This is a genomic window from Mesorhizobium sp. B2-3-12 (assembly GCF_006442205.1).
GTDB lineage: Bacteria > Pseudomonadota > Alphaproteobacteria > Rhizobiales > Rhizobiaceae > Mesorhizobium.
Map to the genome: position 1 here is coordinate 90,191 of NZ_VFVR01000002.1, position 15,545 is coordinate 105,735.

Consider the following 15,545-nt stretch of genomic DNA (forward strand, 5'->3'; position numbering starts at 1 on the left):
GCCACGGCCTTGTGATTCAATTCCGGCTGATGTATAGGCACGCCGACCGTTTTAGAAGCCGTGGCTCCTCAATAGCTGCGGCTTCGAGTTTTAAAAAGGGGCGCATCGACGCAGGCTTATGCCCGTCCGCCGCGCCAGCAAGCCAGGAACCGAGCCATGAAGAGCGCCATTCACCCCGACTACCACACCATCAAGGTCGTCATGACCGACGGCAGCGAATACACGACCCGTTCGACCTGGGGCAAGGAAGGCGATACGATGAACCTCGATATCGACCCGACGACCCACCCGGCCTGGACCGGCGGCCAGCAGACCCTGCTCGACCGCGGCGGCCGCCTGTCGAAGTTCAAGAAGCGCTTCGAGGGCTTCGGCCTCTAAGCCAAGCGACCTTCGCAGTTCAAAGACCCGCCCTCGTGGCGGGTTTTTTGTTGACCTCAAGCCCCTGCCTTGAACGCAATTGGTCACGGAGGCCATATGTCCATTCTCGACGATCACCGATGGTCCGGTCTCAAGGGCGGATACAAGGTTACATATCATCCACGACCGGCCCTGCGAGCACTGGCCCTCCGCTACAATGACGAGACAATCTGGAACCCGCCGATACCAGATTGGATCGAACCCCACTACAAAGCCGCCTGGCAGACGCTTTTCCATTTGGCGCTGAGGGATCTGCAAACCGAGGCAGATGAGACGATTGTGGCCTCCGCATCGGCTGTGGTCACGCTCCATCGCGGTATGCTCAGCCTTGCCCGGATGGTAATGTGCACGGATGACGAGCGTGCTGAAATGCTTCGCAGCTATCTCGGCCGCTAGCCCTCTTCAGGAAGCAATTCTCTGAGCGCCATGCGCTTGTAGGCAGCCACCAGCCTGTCGCCTTCCTGCCGGTCGACCGAGATCGCCAGCCGCACGGCCGCCTCGCCCATCTGCCAGACCAGAAACGCCGTCGTCTCCAAGGCTTCGGCATCGGCATCGGGCTTTAGCCGCCTCAAGACGGCACTGAGGAATTCGGCGTTGGCGCGGCTGTCGGCGAGCTCGAGCTGGCGCAGTGTCTTGTCGGCCTGCGTGCCCGACCAGATGTCGCGCATCACCGGCTCGGCCAGGAACAGCCCATAGTAGATATCGACCAGCTCCGAAAACGCTCGGCCCAGCCCCTCCGCATCCGTGACGTCCTTGAGCGCCTCTGAGATGCAGGCCTGGCTTTCCACCGTATAGCGCTCGGCCAGCGCCCAGACGATCGCCCGCTTGTCGGGAAAGAACTGGTAGAGCGAGCCGATCGACACGCCTGCCCGTTCCGCCACTTCGCCCATCCGCATGGCATCGCTGCCTTGCTCGGCGATCAGCGCCGAGGCGGCGGCAAGCATGCGCTCGACCCGTTCGCGGCTGCGCTGCTGGCTTGGTGCCTTGCGCGGCGAAGCGATCTGCTCGTTGGCCGCTGTGCCTTCCATGACTGTCTCCAACAAATGCACTCGGCAAAATCGACCCGAATGGCTTGACTCACAAAATACGAGGGTTTATCACGTTTTGCAAATGTGAGGATTACTCATATTTTGTAACGGAGGAACCCGAAATGACTGACACAATGAAACCGCCGCTACCGGCATCTGGAGCAACTGAGATGACCAGGCTTCTTCCCGCCCTCACCATCATTGCCGCGATCGGCTCGGGCGTCGTCGGCGGCGTGTTCTTCGCCTTTTCCAACTTCGTTATGGCGGCACTTGCCCGGCTGCCCGTTCCAACTGGCATCGCCGCGATGAATTCGATCAACATCACGGTGATCACCCCCACCTTCATGACCGCGCTTTTCGGCACCGGACTGATCTGCCTGGTGCTTATAGCCACCGCCCTCATGGGCTGGAGCCAGTCCGGCTCGTACTGGCTGCTGGCCGGCGCGGTGATCTACCTGATCGGCAACCCGATCGTGACCATGGTTTTCAACGTGCCGCTCAACGATTCGCTCGCCGCCGTCGACCCGGCCAGCAGCAACGGCGCCGCCGTGTGGGCGAACCATCTGAGCCAATGGGTGATGTGGAACCACGTCCGCACCGTCACCGCCATCGCGGCGATGGCCTGCTTTATCTTCGCATTGCTCTGAAGAGGTCTAACGAGACGCAAAAAAAGACTCCGCTCAGGCGGGGTCTTTCTGCGTGTCACCCTTCGACGTGTGACCCTTGCGGTCGGCATGGCCGAGATCGCGATCCGGATCGATCACGTCGCGGACCAGTTGCTTCAGTTTTGCCGCATCCGGAAAACCGCCATCGCGCTTGCGGTCCCAGACCAGCACATCGTTGCAGGAGATGGTGAAGATGCCGCCGGTGCCCGGCACCAGCGTCACCTCGCCGAGTTCGGTACCGAAGGTTGAAAGCAACTCCTGCGCCATCCAGCCGGCACGCAGCAGCCACATGCACTGCGTGCAGTAGGTGATGCGGACGGCGGGCAACTGAGCTGTGCTCATGTCGGACGGCCTTCTCTCACGCCGCGCTGAGCTTGGCCATGGTCTCGTCATCGACCTCGAAATTGGCGTAAACGCTTTGCACGTCGTCGTCGTCCTCGAGCGTGGCGACCAGCTTCATCAGCGACTGCGCGCGCTCCTCGTCGACCGGGACATTGTTCTGCGGCTGCCAGATCGGCTTCACCGATTCGGCCTCGCCCAGCGAGGCTTCCAGGGCCTTCGACACGTCGCCGAGATTTTCGAAGGAACAATAGATTGTGTGGCCTTCCTCGTCGGACTCGACATCGTCGGCGCCGGCTTCGATCGCCGCCTCCATGACCTTGTCGGCGCTGCCGGCCGAGGCCGGATAATAGATTTCGCCGACGCGGTTCCACATGAACGACACCGACCCGGTTTCGCCGAGCGCGCCGCCGGCCTTGGTGAAGGCTGCGCGCACATTGGAGGCCGAACGGTTACGGTTGTCGGTCAGCGCCTCGACGATCAGCGCCACGCCGCCGGGACCATACCCTTCATAGCGCACGGCTTCATAGTTTTCGGCATCGCCCATCGAGGCCTTGTTGACGGCGCGCTGGATGTTGTCCTTGGGCATCGACACCGCCTTGGCGTTCTGGATGGCCAGGCGCAGGCGCGGATTCATCGATGGGTCGGGCGTTCCGCTCTTGGCGGCGACGGTGATTTCGCGCGCCAGCTTGGAAAACATTTTCGACCGCACCGCGTCCTGACGGCCCTTGCGGTGCATGATGTTCTTGAACTGTGAATGGCCAGCCATGGCACCCCTGTCGTGTTCGGCTAGAGCATCTTGCCGCGAGATGCGCGACCTCGCTTTCCAAAACACTCGAATTCAAAATTTCAGAACGTCCCTGATGCGTCCGGATGGACGCGCGGCGCTCTTGTCGGAATGGCCGGCTTATAGATAAATCGGCTCAATTCGTCCAGCCGCGCCGCACTAAGGCGACCCCGGGACGTGTCTATGCTTCAAGATCGGACTTCAGCCGGTCGATGATGCTGAGCGCATGGCCGGCATACTGGCTGATCCAGCGGTCGTGGATCTGCTTGATCGGAAGTGCGTTGAGATGGTTCCAGCGCTCGCGTCCTTCGCGGCGCGCAACGATCAGGTCAGCCTCCTCCAGCACCTTGAGGTGCAGCATGACGGTGCAGCGATCAATGTCGGGAAAGACCTCGCACAGCATGCCAGTGGTTTTCGGCTCGTCTTTCAATTGATCCAGCATTTCGCGCCGGCGCGGATGCGCCAGCGCCTTGAAAACATTATCGTCCTGCGATCGGCTTGACATGTTATGTTTCTATAACATATCGTTGTCGCGATCAAGCGAGGAGCTGTGGATATGTCTCTTGGGTTCAGAATTTCCGGCCGCATCGGCAAACCGGTCGCCGAGGTCTTCGACGCGGTCGTCAATCCGAAGAAGCTGAGCGGCTATTTCACCACCATCGGCGGCGCCAGCGCGCCGTTGGTTGCCGGTTCTGGTGTCGTCTGGTGGGGCAAGGTGCCTGTCGAGGTCGACGAAGTGGTCAAGGACAGCCGCATCGTGCTGCGCTGGGATGCCACCGACGCCGACGGCAAGCCGGCTTACAAGACCCGCATCGAGATGAATTTCGAACCGCTCGACGATGGCGGCACCTTCGTCACCATCGCCGAGAGCGGCTGGCGGGAAGGCGCGGTCGGCCTGAAGAAATCCTACCTCAATTGCGAGGGCTGGTCGCAGATGCTTGCCTGCATGAAGGCCTATGTCGAATACGGCATCAACCTGCGCGACGGTTATTACCGCAGCGAGATGAAGGGCGAGCCCGCCAGCGAAGACAACATTTGAACGCCAAGAAAATGGAGCCAGCAATGACCGCGAAGATCACCGGCGGCATCAACATCGCCATGAAGGTGCCGCCGCACCAATACGAGGCGACGATCGCCTTTTACCGGGACGTCGTCGGCCTCAAGCCGTTCACCGCCAAGGCGCCGGCCGTCGGCTTCGAGCTTGGACCCAACCGCCTGTGGATCGACGAGGCACCCATGATGAGCCAGGCGGAAGTCTGGCTGGAGCTGTTCACGCAGGATTTTTCAGGCGCCGCCGAGCGTCTCGCCGACGCCGGCATCACGAGATGCGATGCCATCGAACCGCTGGGCGAAGGGTTCCGCGGTGGCTGGATCACCAACCCGGCCAACATCGTTCACATGGTCCGTGAACCCGACGCCTGGTGAGTTCGGAAAGGAGAACGGCAATGCAGATCCATGAAACGCCCACGGCCGAGGCCGGCATGCTGATCCGGCGGCCCATCGCCGACGTGTTCGAGGCCATTGTCGACCCGGCGATCACGACAAAATTCTGGTTCACCCATGGCAGCGGCCGGCTGGATGGGGGCAAGGAGGTGCATTGGGAGTGGCGCATGTACGGCGTCTCTACGACGGTCCGCGTGAGCGAAATCGTCAGGAACGAACGGATCGTGATGACGTGGAGCGACCCGCCTACCACCGTGGTCTGGATCTTCACGGAAATGCCCGGCCGGACAACCTTCCTCGAAGTTCGCAATTTCGGCTTTGCCGGCAATGGCGACGAGCAGGTGAAAGGAGCGGTCGGTTCAACCGGAGGCTTCACGCTGGTGCTCGCCGGCGCCAAGGCCTGGCTGGAACAGGGCCTGACGCTGGGCCTCATCGGTGATCGGCACCCGAAGGGAGTACCGGCAGGTTAAGCGACTCAGGATCGCCCCTTTTCCTGTTCGATCACATGGCGGCGGAGCACGTGATTAATCTCGGTTTGATAGCCCCCGCCTCCGACATGTTCCTTGATCCATGAAGCACGTCGGCATCGAGCCGAATGGTCACCGGCTGCTTGACTGGGCGGTAAAGATTCCCGCGACGGGCGTGTATCCAGTTCTCGGCCGGAGCCTCCGGAATATCGGAAGTATCAATCTCGCTGTCAGGCAAATCGGCCAGTTTTGCAAGCTGGTCTCGCTGGTCGTGGCTAAGATCCTTCCTGCTCATAGGGCCTCCTTTCATCCGGGGTCGCTTTCCGAGCCCCGACAATCCGTAGCGTCCGCGCTCTAATGCCCGTCGCTGGATTTCGCTTTCTTGCGTCGCCGCGCCAGCATGTTGAGGCCCTCGACCAGCGCCGAGAAACCCATCGCCGCGTAGATGTAGCCCTTGGGCACATGGTAGCCCATGCCATCGGCGATCAGCGTCATGCCGATCATCAGCAGGAAGCCCAGTGCCAGCATGACGATGCTGGGGTTCTTGGCGATGAAATCCGCCAGCGGCCCGGCCGCCAGCATCATCACCGTGACGGCCACGATGACCGCGATGTACATGATGGCGATCTCGTCGGTCATGCCGACGGCGGTGATGATGGAATCGATCGAGAAGACCAGGTCGAGCAGCAGGATCTGGAAGATCGCGCCGGCGAGCGAGATCTTGAGCGTTTCGCCCAGCATCGTGTCCTGATGGTCGTCGGGGTCGACCGTGTGATGGATCTCCTTGGTCGCTTTCCACACCAGGAACAGGCCGCCGGCGATCAGGATCAGGTCGCGCCAGGAGAAGCCGTGGCCGAACGCGGTAAACACCGGCGTCGTCAGCTGGACGATGATGGAAATGGTGGCGAGCAGCACCAGGCGCATGATCAGCGCCGCCGAGATGCCGAGCCGGCGCGCGCGCGCCCTCTGCTCCTCCGGCAGCTTGTTGGTCAGGATCGAGATGAAGATCAGATTGTCGATGCCGAGCACAATCTCGAGCACCACCAGCGTCAGCAAGGCGACCCAGGCGGTCGGATCGGAAACGAATTGAAAATGCGGCGCCAGGAATTCAATAAGCTGCATGGAGGTCGTCCCCCTACGATCTAGAGCAGTGTCGCCGGCAATTAGGTACTGCGAACCTCTATATCAATGTCACGACCAGAAGGACGGTGCCGTTTCTTCCAATCGCGGCCCGCGACGAAACGGCGCGATCTTCTCGGTCAGCCCCGTGCGGTCGGAAATATCGACGCCGACGCCGCACAATGTCGCCGGTCCGGTCGCTGCCTCGAAACGTCCTTTCGGCACTTTCGACAGGAACCGATTGAGCGGCTCCTCCTTGTCCATGCCGAGCGAGGAATCATAGTCGCCGCACATGCCGGCATCCGACAGGTATCCGGTGCCGCCATTGAGGATCTGGTGATCGGCGGTGGGCTGGTGCGTGTGGGTGCCGACGACGAGGCTGGCGCGGCCGTCGACGAAATGCGCGAAGCACATTTTCTCCGAGGTCGCCTCCGCATGGAAGTCGATGATCACCGCATCGGCCTGCTCGCCGAGCGGACAGGCCGCAAGCTCACGCTCGCCGGCCTGGAACGGGTCGTCGAGTTCGGGATGCATGAACACCCGGCCCATGATGTTGGCGACCAGAACACGCGCCCCGCTTCTGGCGATATAGACGCCGGAGCCGCGTCCGGGCGTGCCCTTGGGAAAGTTGGAGGGACGCAGGAAGCGCTGTTCGCGCGGCGCGAAGGCCAGCGCGTCGCGCTGGTCCCAGACATGGTTGCCCGTGGTCACCACATCGGCGCCGGCCGCGATCGTCTCGCGAAAAATCTCTTCGGTTATGCCGAAGCCGCCGGCGGCGTTCTCGCCGTTGACGATGACGAAATCGAGTTTGAAGTCGGAGATCAGCCCAGGAAGTTGTTCCCACACAGCGGTGCGGCCCGTCTTTCCAACCATGTCCCCGAGGAAGAGAAGTCTCATCTATGCCTGATCCCGAAAAGTTGCATGACTTTTCGGCAAAGATCATGCGTTCAAAGAACTATCTACAATTTTGGCGCGAAGCGGCGCAACCCGCTCTCGGTGAGTATTTCCGGGATGACCACGTCATGGGGTTCGTCCGGAACTTGCGAAACTTCTTGGCAGTCGAACGCGATGCCGATCAGCCGGGGCGCATGCCCCTTGTCGACGAGCTTCGCGATCGCACGGTCGTAATAGCCGGCGCCATAACCGATGCGGTGGCCGCGCGCGTCGAAGGCGGCGAGCGGCACCAGCATGACCGAGGGGTCGAGAACTTCGGCCTCCGCGTGCGGCCCGACCGTGCCAAAGCCCATGTCGACCATCGGCGCGCCACGCACCAGTTCGCGAAAGACGATCGTGGTCTTGTCGAGAATGGCGGGCAGGCAGAGCCGTGCGCCCTTCTCACGCAATGCGAACATCAGCGGCCTGACATCGACCTCCGAGCGCATCGGCCAGAAGCCGGAGACGATCTCACCCGGCCCGATCTCCAGGTGGTCGCGCGCCGTCTCCGCCATCTCGAGCGCCGCCTCCACCCGCCACAGTTCATCAAGCGCGTCGCGGCGCCCAAGGGCCTCGAGCCGAAGCTGCTTTTTCAGATCTTTCGAAGATGTCATGCCAGGACGATAGAAAAGGCCGTATCAGGATTGCGTTTTAGGAGCGACGTTTTCTACCGCATCACCCACAGGAATGCGTGGAGATGGCAATTAGTGACGATCCACACAACCGGTGGAGAGGTCGATCCCGGGTGCCTACAAAGTAGGTGGGCGCCGTGTGAGAAAACCCACGGGTCTTCCCAGGGACAGCTCCCTAAGGATCGTTAAGGCCCCGGGGAAAAGTGTCTCCTGCCGGGAAGCGCAGACCGTCTTCCCCAATATAGGCCGCTGGCCGGCTAAGCGCCAGAGAGTTGCCCCCTCCCGGCGGCTTTATTCGCGACACGGCCCTGCCACACGACCAGCGCCGGTACTGCGAGCAGCTCGACGCATAGCCCGGCGACGTGACCCAGCGAAGGCGCGCCGACCAAAAACAACGAAACAAGCCGCGCCAGGCCGCCCGTGAACGTGCAGGCGGCAAGCAACCGGAACCGCTCGGTCTTTGCCTCTATGCCGGGAATGCAGCTGTACCAGGCAATACCAACAGCCAGGAAAAACCCGGACAGGAAGCGGAAATGGCTGTCGAGATCGACCGGCCATGGTGCGGCTACATGCAGGAACGCCGGTCCGAACAGAATGCCCTCGATACCGACCAGGACCGGCGTTGCCGCCAGCACCGCGACAACGATCTGTAGCGCCGTCTTGGCTGAAATTTTTCCGTCCATGTTGCCCTTTCGGCCTGCTGGGCGGCCTTCCCTCATGAACGGATAATTTTGATCCCGGGTTTCAAGCCCATTCGCCGCAGCAGGCATACCCTTGCACAGGTTGAGCCGCCTGCTTACGGTCGCCCGGAACGAACCGAGGAGCAAGAATGCGTTTCGAAGGTACGGCGGACTACGTCGCCGACAAGGATCTGATGGTGGCGGTCAACGCGGCGATCGCGCTGGAACGGCCGCTGCTGGTCAAGGGCGAGCCCGGCACCGGCAAGACGGAACTTGCCCGGCAGGTGGCGGCGGCACTCGGCCTCGACCTCATCGAATGGCATGTCAAGTCGACGACGCGGGCGCAACAGGGCCTCTACGAATATGACGCCGTCTCGCGGCTGCGCGACAGCCAGCTCGGCGACGCGAGGTTCAATGACATCAGGAACTACATCAAGCGCGGCAAGCTTTGGGAGGCCTTCGCCGCCGGCAAGAAAGTCGTGCTTCTGATCGACGAGATCGACAAGGCCGACATCGAATTCCCCAACGACCTCCTGCAGGAACTCGATCGGATGGAGTTCTTCGTCTACGAGACCGGCGAGACGGTCCGCGCCGCCGTGCGGCCCATCGTCATCATCACCTCCAACAACGAGAAGGAACTGCCGGACGCCTTCCTGCGCCGCTGCTTCTTCCACTACATCCGCTTTCCCGATGTCGAGACCCTGCACAAGATTGTCGACGTCCACTATCCCGGCATTAAGCAGAACCTGGTGCGCGCCGCACTCACCCAGTTCTACGAAATCCGCGACGTGCCGGGGCTGAAGAAGAAGCCGTCGACATCGGAGGCGTTGGACTGGATCCGGCTGCTGGTCGCCGACGACATCGCGCCCGAGGATTTGCGCGCCGACGCCAAGAACGCGCTGCCCAAGCTGCACGGCGCCCTGCTGAAGAACGAACAGGATGTGCATCTGTTCGAACGGCTGGCCTTCATGGCGCGACGGCAGGGGTGAAGATCGAGCGAAGCTCCCGCCACGAGCAGGCTTCGGCCGCTCACTCGGCGGCGGCAAACCTTCTCTCCAGCGGCGCGACGCGCTTCGGTCCGAAGATGACGAAACCGATGACCGACAGGGCAAGAACGCCAATCCCGCAATAGAGCATGACCCAGCCGAAGCCATGGACCAGGGATGCATGTACGATAGCGCCGGACGGGTCGAGGGTTGCAAGCGAGGGCGTCTCCCGCACAAGATCGGAGAGATTGCCGGTGGCGATCCTTTCCGCCAGCGTCCTTATCTCACCGGCATCAAGAGCCGGGCCGAGCGCCTTGCCGAGATAAGCGGCGATGCCTTGCGTCAGCAACAGGCCCAGAACCGCTATGTTGATGGCGAGCGTGATCAGCCGCGCGCTGATATCGATGCCGGAAGCCATGCCGGCCCGGTCCGGCGAAACCGCGCCGGTCGTGGTGTTGGTGGTCGGTGAATTGGTCAGGCCGATGCCGATTCCGGCGATCAGCGTGCCCGGCAGCATGGTCATCCAGTTCGCTCCCTCCAGCCCGGACCCGACCCACATGGCGATGAAGCCGATCCCCAGCGTCAACAGGCCGAGCGGAATGGCAATCCGCGCCTGATACCGTGCACGCAGGCGCTCGGCGAGCGGCGGCATAACCATGAACGGTAGCGTATAGACCAGCAGCAGAAGGCCGGTGGTTGTGCTGTCGTAGCCAAGCACGCCGGAATAATAGATCGGCAGATAGATGATGAACGGCCAGTAGCTGAAGTTCATGCCGATCGCGCCCATGATCGCGCCCGAAAACTGGCGGATGCGGAACACGGAGAAATCGAACATCGGATAGGGATTGATCTTTTCGGCGACAACGAATGCGATGAAGGCCGCCACCGACGCGATGGTCACGCCGATGCGGACGCCTGTGCCGAGATCGCCACCTTGCGTGATCAGATAGGAGAAGCCGAAAACCGCGGCCGAAAGTGTCAGCATGCCCGCCCAGTCGAGCTTCCGGGCGTTGTGATCGCGCGATTCCGTCACCCCGGCGCCGATGAAGGCGAGCGCCAGGATAGCCAGCGGCACGTGGATGAGGAACACCCACTGCCAGTTGGACAACGCCACGATGAGGCCGCCAATGGCGGGGCCGAACCCGAGCCCGATGCCGGCGACGACGCTCCACGCGACGAAGGCCTTGCCGCGCGCCTTTCCATCCTGGAACTGATGCGACAGCACGGCCACGCTGCAGGTCAGCATCGCCCCGCCCGCGAGCCCCTGCAGAAAGCGCGCGGCAATCAACAGCGGCGCGCTGGTCGCCAGGCCGCACAGCAGCGATGCGAGGCCGAAGGCGACGGTTGTCGCCACCATCACGCGCTTGCGGCCGAAACGATCGGCCAGGGTGCCGGTCGCCATCAGCACCGTGGTGCAGGCGATCGTGTAGGCGTTCATGATCCATTGCAGGTCTTTGAAGTCGGCGGCGAGAACGCTTTCCAGTTTCGACAGGATCACCGGCACGCTGGAGATTTCGAGCCCGAACAGCAGCGACGCCAGGCACACGCCGGTCAGCGCGATGGTGTTTCGTTCAAACGGCATATCGGTCCTCGCAACATTGAGATGAGCGGCAGTGCTCTTCCGCTGTCAGCGTGGAATAAAGGAGACGCGACCATGAAAAAAGGCTATGAAGCCCTATTTCAGAAATGACAAAATCGAATGCCTGCCCAAAGAGGTCCTGAATGACCAGCCTAGACGTCGATGCCGTTCGCACCTTTGTGATGGTGGCCGACCTGCAGAGCTTTACCCGCGCCGCCGCCGCGCTCGGCAGCACCCAGGCAACGATCAGCGTCAAGCTGCGCCGGCTCGAGGAAAAGCTCGGGGCGCGGCTGATCGAACGCACGCCGCGCCGGGTCAGCCTGTCGCCGAAGGGAGCGGTTTTTCTCCCCTCCGCACGAGATTTCCTTGCCGCGCATGAGCGCGCCATGGCGGAGTTTGCCGCGGCCCCTTGCCGGCTTGCGCTCGGCTTTGTCGATCACGCGGCCGGCCCGGAGCTTTCCGTCCTGATCGCCCAGATCCACGCGCATGATCCGTCGCTCACGCTCAGTCTGAGGATCGACACCAGCACGGTGCTGAAAGAGGCGTTCGATCGCGGCGAACTTGATGCGATCATCGTGCACCGCGAAGGCGACAGCCGTCCGGGCCGGACCTTGTCGCGCAACCATTATGGCTGGTTCGCGACCCCTTCCTTCGAATGGCAGCGCGGGACGCCGCTACGCCTCGCTCTCCTGAGCACCATATGCAGCTGCCCGGACCGTGTGCGGGCGGTCGAGACACTGGACAAGGCTGGCATCGCCTGGGAGGAGTCCTTCGTCGGTGGCGGTGGCGCGGCCGTCAACATTGCGGTGTCGGCGGGCTTTGCGGTTTCCGCCCTCGCCCACCGCGTCGCGCCTCCAGGACTGGTCGAAGTCAGCCGCAAGCTCGGCCTGCCGCCGCTTGATCCGTCCGAAGTGGTGCTGCATTCGCACAGGCTGGCGCCGCGAGCCCGCGAGGCACTGCATATGCTGGCGACCGCATTTGGAGAGTACAATTCGCCGGCGGTTTAGGCGAAGCTGCGCGCAACCCTGATTCCGTCCGGACGGATACGGATCAGGCCTTGGAGGAACGAAATGACCGAAATCACCGTCCGCCCGCTCGCGCAATCCGACCATGCCGACTGGCGGCGCCTGTGGACCGACTACCTGACCTTCTACGAGACGAAGCTGCCGGAAGAAGTCTACGCGATCACCTGGAAGCGGCTGTTTACGGAAGGCGAGTTCGAGCCGAAGGGTTTTATCGCAACCCTAGACGGCAGGGCCGTCGGCCTCACCCATTATCTCTACCACCGCTCCGGCTGGTCGGAGAAAAACAACTGCTACCTGCAAGACCTGTTCGCCGACACTGATGTGCGCGGCAAGGGCATCGGCGCCGCCCTCATCGAAGCGGTGAAGCAGGAAGCCGGCAAGATCGGGGTGAAAAACGTCTACTGGATGACGCACGAAACCAACGCCACCGCGCGCAAGCTCTACGACCGCGTCGCGCGCAGGACGGGCTTCATCGAGTATGATTTGCTGTAACCGGCCATGTTCCTTCCCTTCTTCCTCGAACTGAAGGCAGCACGCGTTCCCGTCTCGCTCAGGGAATATCTCTCTCTGCTCGAAGGGCTGGAAGCCGGGCTTGTCGATTATGACGTCGAGGGGTTTTACTACCTCGCCCGCGCCGCCCTGGTGAAGGACGAGCGCCACATCGACCGCTTCGACCAGGTCTTCGCGCATGTCTTCAAGGGCATCGAGGCGCTGGGCGGACCGGATGCGGTTGATGTCGCCAATATCCCTGAGGAATGGCTGCGCCGGCTCGCCGAAAAGCACCTGACCGAGGAAGAGAAAAAACTGGTCGAGGGGCTCGGCGGTTTCGAGAAGCTGATGGAGACCTTGAAGCAGCGGCTCGAGGAGCAGAAGGGCCGTCACCAGGGCGGCTCGAAATGGATCGGCACTGGCGGCACTTCGCCCTTCGGCGCCTATGGCTACAATCCCGAAGGCGTGCGCATCGGGCAAGCTGAAAGCCGCAACCGGCGCGCGGTGAAAGTCTGGGACAGACGCGAATTCAGGAATTTCGACGACGCGGTCGAACTCGGCACCCGCAACATCAAGATCGCGCTGAAGCGCCTGCGCCGCTGGGTGCGCGAGGGTGCCGAGGAAGAGTTCGACCTGCCCGGCACCATCCACGCCACCGCCGAGCACGGCTATCTCGATGTCCAGACACGGCCCGAGCGCCGCAACGCGGTGAAGCTTCTGATGTTCTTCGATGTCGGCGGCTCGATGGACGATCACATCAAGAGCGTCGAGGAGCTGTTTTCGGCGGCGCGCGCCGAATTCCGCCAGCTCGAATATTTCTATTTCCACAACTGCCTCTACGAAGGCGTGTGGAAGGACAATCGCCGCCGCCATGCCGAGGTGATTTCGACCTTCGACCTCATCCACAAATACGGCCCCGACTACAAGGTCATCGTCGTCGGCGACGCCTCGATGAGCCCTTACGAGATCGCTCACCCCGGCGGCTCGGTAGAGCATTGGAACCCGGAAGCCGGTTCGGTTTGGCTCGGCCGGCTCTTGCAGCAATGGCCGAACGCGGTGTGGCTGAACCCCGAGAGCGAAAAGAACTGGGGCTACACCCATTCGATCGCCATGATCCGCGGCATCTTCGGCGACCGCATGTTCCCCATGACGCTCGCCGGGCTGGAGGCGGCGACCAGACAATTGTCTCGGAAACATTGAGACGGGCGACATGCCAGACACTGGGCAGACGTGTAACAAACGCCTATCTTTTGGCGAATAGCGATTACAACCAACAACGAGCCGCCAAGGCCGAGGAGATTCTTCATGGACACCCACGCCTATCCCGTCACCCGCACCGATGCCGAATGGCGCGCCCGGCTGACTCCTGAGCAATACGCCGTCATGCGCAACCACGGCACCGAGCGGCCGGGCAGCTGCGCCCTGCTCTACGAGAAGCGCGCCGGCACTTTTTCCTGCGTCGGCTGCGACCAGCCGCTGTTCCAATCCACGCTGAAGTTCGAGAGCGGCACCGGCTGGCCGAGCTTCAACGATCCCGTTCCGGGTTCGGTCGAGAACACCGTCGACCGCAGCTACGGCATGGTCCGCACCGAATGCCACTGCTCCCGTTGCGGCAGCCATCTCGGCCATGTCTTCGAGGACGGCCCGCCGCCGACAGGCCTGCGCTACTGCATCAACGGCGTGGCGCTGAAATTCGAGCCGGCGGCCTGAACGAGGCGTCAGCATCTCTCGCGAAGGGCGGCTGCGGCCGCCCTTTTTCGTAATTGGATGCCTGCCTCAGACGACGACCGTGGCGATCAGCCAGAGCGCCGAACCCAGCATCATCAGCGAGGCCTTGGCGCCGCCGGATTTCTCGGCGGTCCGCCAGACGGCGAGAGCGAGAAAGACGTTGTAGGGCACCGGGGCGAAATGCACCGCCAGCACCAGCGCGAGCGGCATCTTCAGGCCGAGCAGCACCAGGGCGGCCGCCGATGAAGCGATGTTGATTGCAGTGGCGATCAACATCGTGTCGCGCCAGAACAGCCGCTCCAGCGGTATCTGCCCACGCCAGCGCGCGCCGAAGAAATCCACCATCATGGCGGCTTACCCCGCCCAAGCACTTCGACAACAGCGTGCTCGACACGCGAGCATTCCGTCACCAGCCAGTCGGTCATCGCCGGCCAATTGTCCTCGGCAAAGCAGTTCACCCGCCACATCGAATTGATGCCGAGGCCTTCGCAGCTTTGTTCCGGCCGGAGCTTCAGCCTGTCCTCGATCGCCGGCCGGAACGGCTCCAGCCGCGCCCACGCCTGCGTGGCGCCGAACTTCTCGTTGCGGCCGAAGAAGACGCCGACATGGTTCTGCGCCGGCGCGACATACATGGAAAGGACCAAAGCGAAATCCGGCAGCCCGCGCTGCCAGAACCAGGGCCCGCGCCGCGCCAGCCGGGCTCTTTCTTCCGGATGCCGTTCGGCAAACAGCGACCAGAAGCCGCGATGACGGAATTCCAAGGCACGACGGCCGCCGAAGTCGAACTCACTCATGGTCGACCCCGGAAACCATCATGAGCCCTTGGCCTTACTCCATGCCGAGCGCGGCCATGTACAGATCAAGGATGGCATCCTCTTCCTGGCGCTCGGCCTGGTCCTTCTTGCGCAACCGGATGATGGTGCGAATTGCCTTGGTGTCGAAGCCGGTGCCCTTGGCCTCGGCGAACACTTCCTTGATGTCGTCGGAAATCGTCTTCTTTTCTTCCTCGAGCCGCTCGATGCGCTCGATCAAGGCACGCAGCTGGCCGGCGGCAACAGTCTGGCTGGTTTCGGTGATATCGTCGGCCATGTTTTTCTCCAGGGAACGGTTCCGCGCCGCGACTCGGGAACCGTGCCGCGGCGAATTTCAGCGGTTCGATGCCCGACCGGGGCCGGCGGGTCAAGCTGTTATCGAATGAGCGGTGAGGGCTGCCGTCAGAAGCCGCCAG

General features: G+C 62.4%; 23 protein-coding genes, 1 other RNA gene and 1 pseudogene. 11 read left to right on the top strand and 14 right to left on the bottom strand.

Annotated elements, in window-relative coordinates:
* The first annotated feature begins 156 nt into the window (after window positions 1-156).
* Both rpmE and FJ948_RS05665 read left to right on the top strand, forming a co-directional pair.
* Window positions 157-378: a 50S ribosomal protein L31 gene (gene rpmE, locus FJ948_RS05660; RefSeq protein ID WP_140702415.1), complete on the top strand. Its 222-nt coding sequence runs from the start codon at window positions 157-159 to the stop codon at window positions 376-378.
* Window positions 379-474: 96 nt separating this feature from the next.
* Complete coding sequence (locus tag FJ948_RS05665; RefSeq protein WP_140702417.1) at window positions 475-813, top strand: hypothetical protein; 339 nt, start codon at window positions 475-477, stop codon at window positions 811-813.
* Here FJ948_RS05665 and FJ948_RS05670 read toward each other — a convergent pair.
* Window positions 810-1,445, bottom strand: a complete 636-nt coding sequence (locus tag FJ948_RS05670; protein WP_140702419.1) for a TetR/AcrR family transcriptional regulator — start codon at window positions 1,443-1,445, stop codon at window positions 810-812. The genes FJ948_RS05665 and FJ948_RS05670 overlap by 4 nt on opposite strands.
* Window positions 1,446-1,615: 170 nt before the next feature.
* Between FJ948_RS05670 and FJ948_RS05675 the strand changes: the two genes are divergently transcribed.
* A complete protein-coding gene (locus FJ948_RS05675) occupies window positions 1,616-2,092 on the top strand; it encodes a DUF1772 domain-containing protein (protein ID WP_140702421.1) in 477 nt (158 codons plus the stop codon).
* A gap of 33 nt (window positions 2,093-2,125) precedes the next feature.
* Here FJ948_RS05675 and FJ948_RS05680 read toward each other — a convergent pair whose 3' ends face one another.
* The 3 genes from FJ948_RS05680 to FJ948_RS05690 all read right to left on the bottom strand — a co-directional run bounded on the left by FJ948_RS05680 (window position 2,126) and on the right by FJ948_RS05690 (window position 3,741).
* Window positions 2,126-2,452 (bottom strand): SelT/SelW/SelH family protein, encoded by a 327-nt coding sequence (locus FJ948_RS05680; RefSeq protein ID WP_140702423.1) that lies wholly within the window; start codon window positions 2,450-2,452, stop codon window positions 2,126-2,128.
* A 16-nt stretch (window positions 2,453-2,468) separates the two neighbouring features.
* Complete coding sequence (locus FJ948_RS05685) at window positions 2,469-3,218, bottom strand: YebC/PmpR family DNA-binding transcriptional regulator (RefSeq protein WP_140702425.1); 750 nt, start codon at window positions 3,216-3,218, stop codon at window positions 2,469-2,471.
* Between the two features lie 199 nt (window positions 3,219-3,417).
* A complete protein-coding gene (locus tag FJ948_RS05690; protein WP_140702427.1) occupies window positions 3,418-3,741 on the bottom strand; it encodes a helix-turn-helix domain-containing protein in 324 nt (107 codons plus the stop codon).
* Window positions 3,742-3,792: 51 nt separating this feature from the next.
* Between FJ948_RS05690 and FJ948_RS05695 the strand changes: the two genes are divergently transcribed.
* Genes FJ948_RS05695 through FJ948_RS05705 form a run of 3 tightly spaced genes read left to right on the top strand, consistent with a single transcriptional unit; the run spans window position 3,793 to window position 5,149 of the window.
* Window positions 3,793-4,275, top strand: coding sequence for an SRPBCC domain-containing protein (locus FJ948_RS05695; protein ID WP_140702429.1), 483 nt, complete (start codon window positions 3,793-3,795; stop codon window positions 4,273-4,275).
* Between the two features lie 23 nt (window positions 4,276-4,298).
* Window positions 4,299-4,661 (top strand): hypothetical protein, encoded by a 363-nt coding sequence (locus FJ948_RS05700; RefSeq protein WP_140702431.1) that lies wholly within the window; start codon window positions 4,299-4,301, stop codon window positions 4,659-4,661.
* A gap of 20 nt (window positions 4,662-4,681) precedes the next feature.
* Window positions 4,682-5,149 (top strand): SRPBCC family protein, encoded by a 468-nt coding sequence (locus FJ948_RS05705; RefSeq protein WP_140702433.1) that lies wholly within the window; start codon window positions 4,682-4,684, stop codon window positions 5,147-5,149.
* A 5-nt stretch (window positions 5,150-5,154) separates the two neighbouring features.
* Here FJ948_RS05705 and FJ948_RS05710 read toward each other — a convergent pair.
* The 6 genes and pseudogenes from FJ948_RS05710 to FJ948_RS05735 form a co-directional block, all read right to left on the bottom strand.
* A pseudogene (locus tag FJ948_RS05710) lies at window positions 5,155-5,441 on the bottom strand (BrnA antitoxin family protein).
* 59 nt (window positions 5,442-5,500) lie between these two features.
* Window positions 5,501-6,268 (bottom strand): TerC family protein, encoded by a 768-nt coding sequence (locus FJ948_RS05715; protein WP_140702435.1) that lies wholly within the window; start codon window positions 6,266-6,268, stop codon window positions 5,501-5,503.
* A gap of 69 nt (window positions 6,269-6,337) precedes the next feature.
* On the bottom strand, window positions 6,338-7,162 hold the full coding sequence (locus FJ948_RS05720) for a YmdB family metallophosphoesterase (protein ID WP_140702437.1): 825 nt from the start codon (window positions 7,160-7,162) through the stop codon (window positions 6,338-6,340).
* 62 nt (window positions 7,163-7,224) lie between these two features.
* Window positions 7,225-7,812: a 5-formyltetrahydrofolate cyclo-ligase gene (locus FJ948_RS05725; RefSeq protein ID WP_140702439.1), complete on the bottom strand. Its 588-nt coding sequence runs from the start codon at window positions 7,810-7,812 to the stop codon at window positions 7,225-7,227.
* Between the two features lie 94 nt (window positions 7,813-7,906).
* Window positions 7,907-8,062: non-coding RNA, 6S RNA (gene ssrS / locus FJ948_RS05730), on the bottom strand.
* A 25-nt stretch (window positions 8,063-8,087) separates the two neighbouring features.
* Entirely contained in the window at window positions 8,088-8,657 is a 570-nt protein-coding gene (locus FJ948_RS05735; protein ID WP_246677460.1) for a DUF4345 domain-containing protein, read from the bottom strand.
* 2 nt (window positions 8,658-8,659) lie between these two features.
* Here FJ948_RS05735 and FJ948_RS05740 point away from each other — a divergent pair, with 2 nt between their 5' ends.
* Window positions 8,660-9,499: a MoxR family ATPase gene (locus FJ948_RS05740; RefSeq protein ID WP_140702441.1), complete on the top strand. Its 840-nt coding sequence runs from the start codon at window positions 8,660-8,662 to the stop codon at window positions 9,497-9,499.
* A 40-nt stretch (window positions 9,500-9,539) separates the two neighbouring features.
* On the opposite strand, the gene FJ948_RS05745 is transcribed toward FJ948_RS05740, so the two are convergent.
* Window positions 9,540-11,078, bottom strand: a complete 1,539-nt coding sequence (locus tag FJ948_RS05745; protein ID WP_140702443.1) for an MFS transporter — start codon at window positions 11,076-11,078, stop codon at window positions 9,540-9,542.
* A 140-nt stretch (window positions 11,079-11,218) separates the two neighbouring features.
* Here FJ948_RS05745 and FJ948_RS05750 point away from each other — a divergent pair, with 140 nt between their 5' ends.
* The 4 genes from FJ948_RS05750 (at window position 11,219) to msrB (ending at window position 14,299) form a co-directional block, all read left to right on the top strand.
* On the top strand, window positions 11,219-12,082 hold the full coding sequence (locus tag FJ948_RS05750) for a LysR family transcriptional regulator (protein WP_140702445.1): 864 nt from the start codon (window positions 11,219-11,221) through the stop codon (window positions 12,080-12,082).
* Between the two features lie 63 nt (window positions 12,083-12,145).
* Window positions 12,146-12,592, top strand: coding sequence for a GNAT family N-acetyltransferase (locus FJ948_RS05755; protein WP_140702447.1), 447 nt, complete (start codon window positions 12,146-12,148; stop codon window positions 12,590-12,592).
* Between the two features lie 6 nt (window positions 12,593-12,598).
* On the top strand, window positions 12,599-13,789 hold the full coding sequence (locus FJ948_RS05760) for a VWA domain-containing protein (RefSeq protein ID WP_140702449.1): 1,191 nt from the start codon (window positions 12,599-12,601) through the stop codon (window positions 13,787-13,789).
* A gap of 105 nt (window positions 13,790-13,894) precedes the next feature.
* Complete coding sequence (gene msrB / locus FJ948_RS05765; protein WP_140702451.1) at window positions 13,895-14,299, top strand: peptide-methionine (R)-S-oxide reductase MsrB; 405 nt, start codon at window positions 13,895-13,897, stop codon at window positions 14,297-14,299.
* A 66-nt stretch (window positions 14,300-14,365) separates the two neighbouring features.
* Here msrB and FJ948_RS05770 read toward each other — a convergent pair whose 3' ends face one another.
* From FJ948_RS05770 to FJ948_RS05780, 3 genes are read right to left on the bottom strand one after another with little or no spacing between them, the layout of a single operon-like run.
* Entirely contained in the window at window positions 14,366-14,665 is a 300-nt protein-coding gene (locus FJ948_RS05770) for a hypothetical protein (RefSeq protein WP_140702453.1), read from the bottom strand.
* Window positions 14,662-15,111 (bottom strand): hypothetical protein, encoded by a 450-nt coding sequence (locus tag FJ948_RS05775; protein WP_140702455.1) that lies wholly within the window; start codon window positions 15,109-15,111, stop codon window positions 14,662-14,664. The genes FJ948_RS05770 and FJ948_RS05775 overlap by 4 nt, the downstream gene beginning before the upstream one ends.
* Before the next feature lie 34 nt (window positions 15,112-15,145).
* On the bottom strand, window positions 15,146-15,406 hold the full coding sequence (locus FJ948_RS05780) for a DUF2312 domain-containing protein (protein ID WP_140702457.1): 261 nt from the start codon (window positions 15,404-15,406) through the stop codon (window positions 15,146-15,148).
* Window positions 15,407-15,545 lie beyond the last annotated feature (139 nt).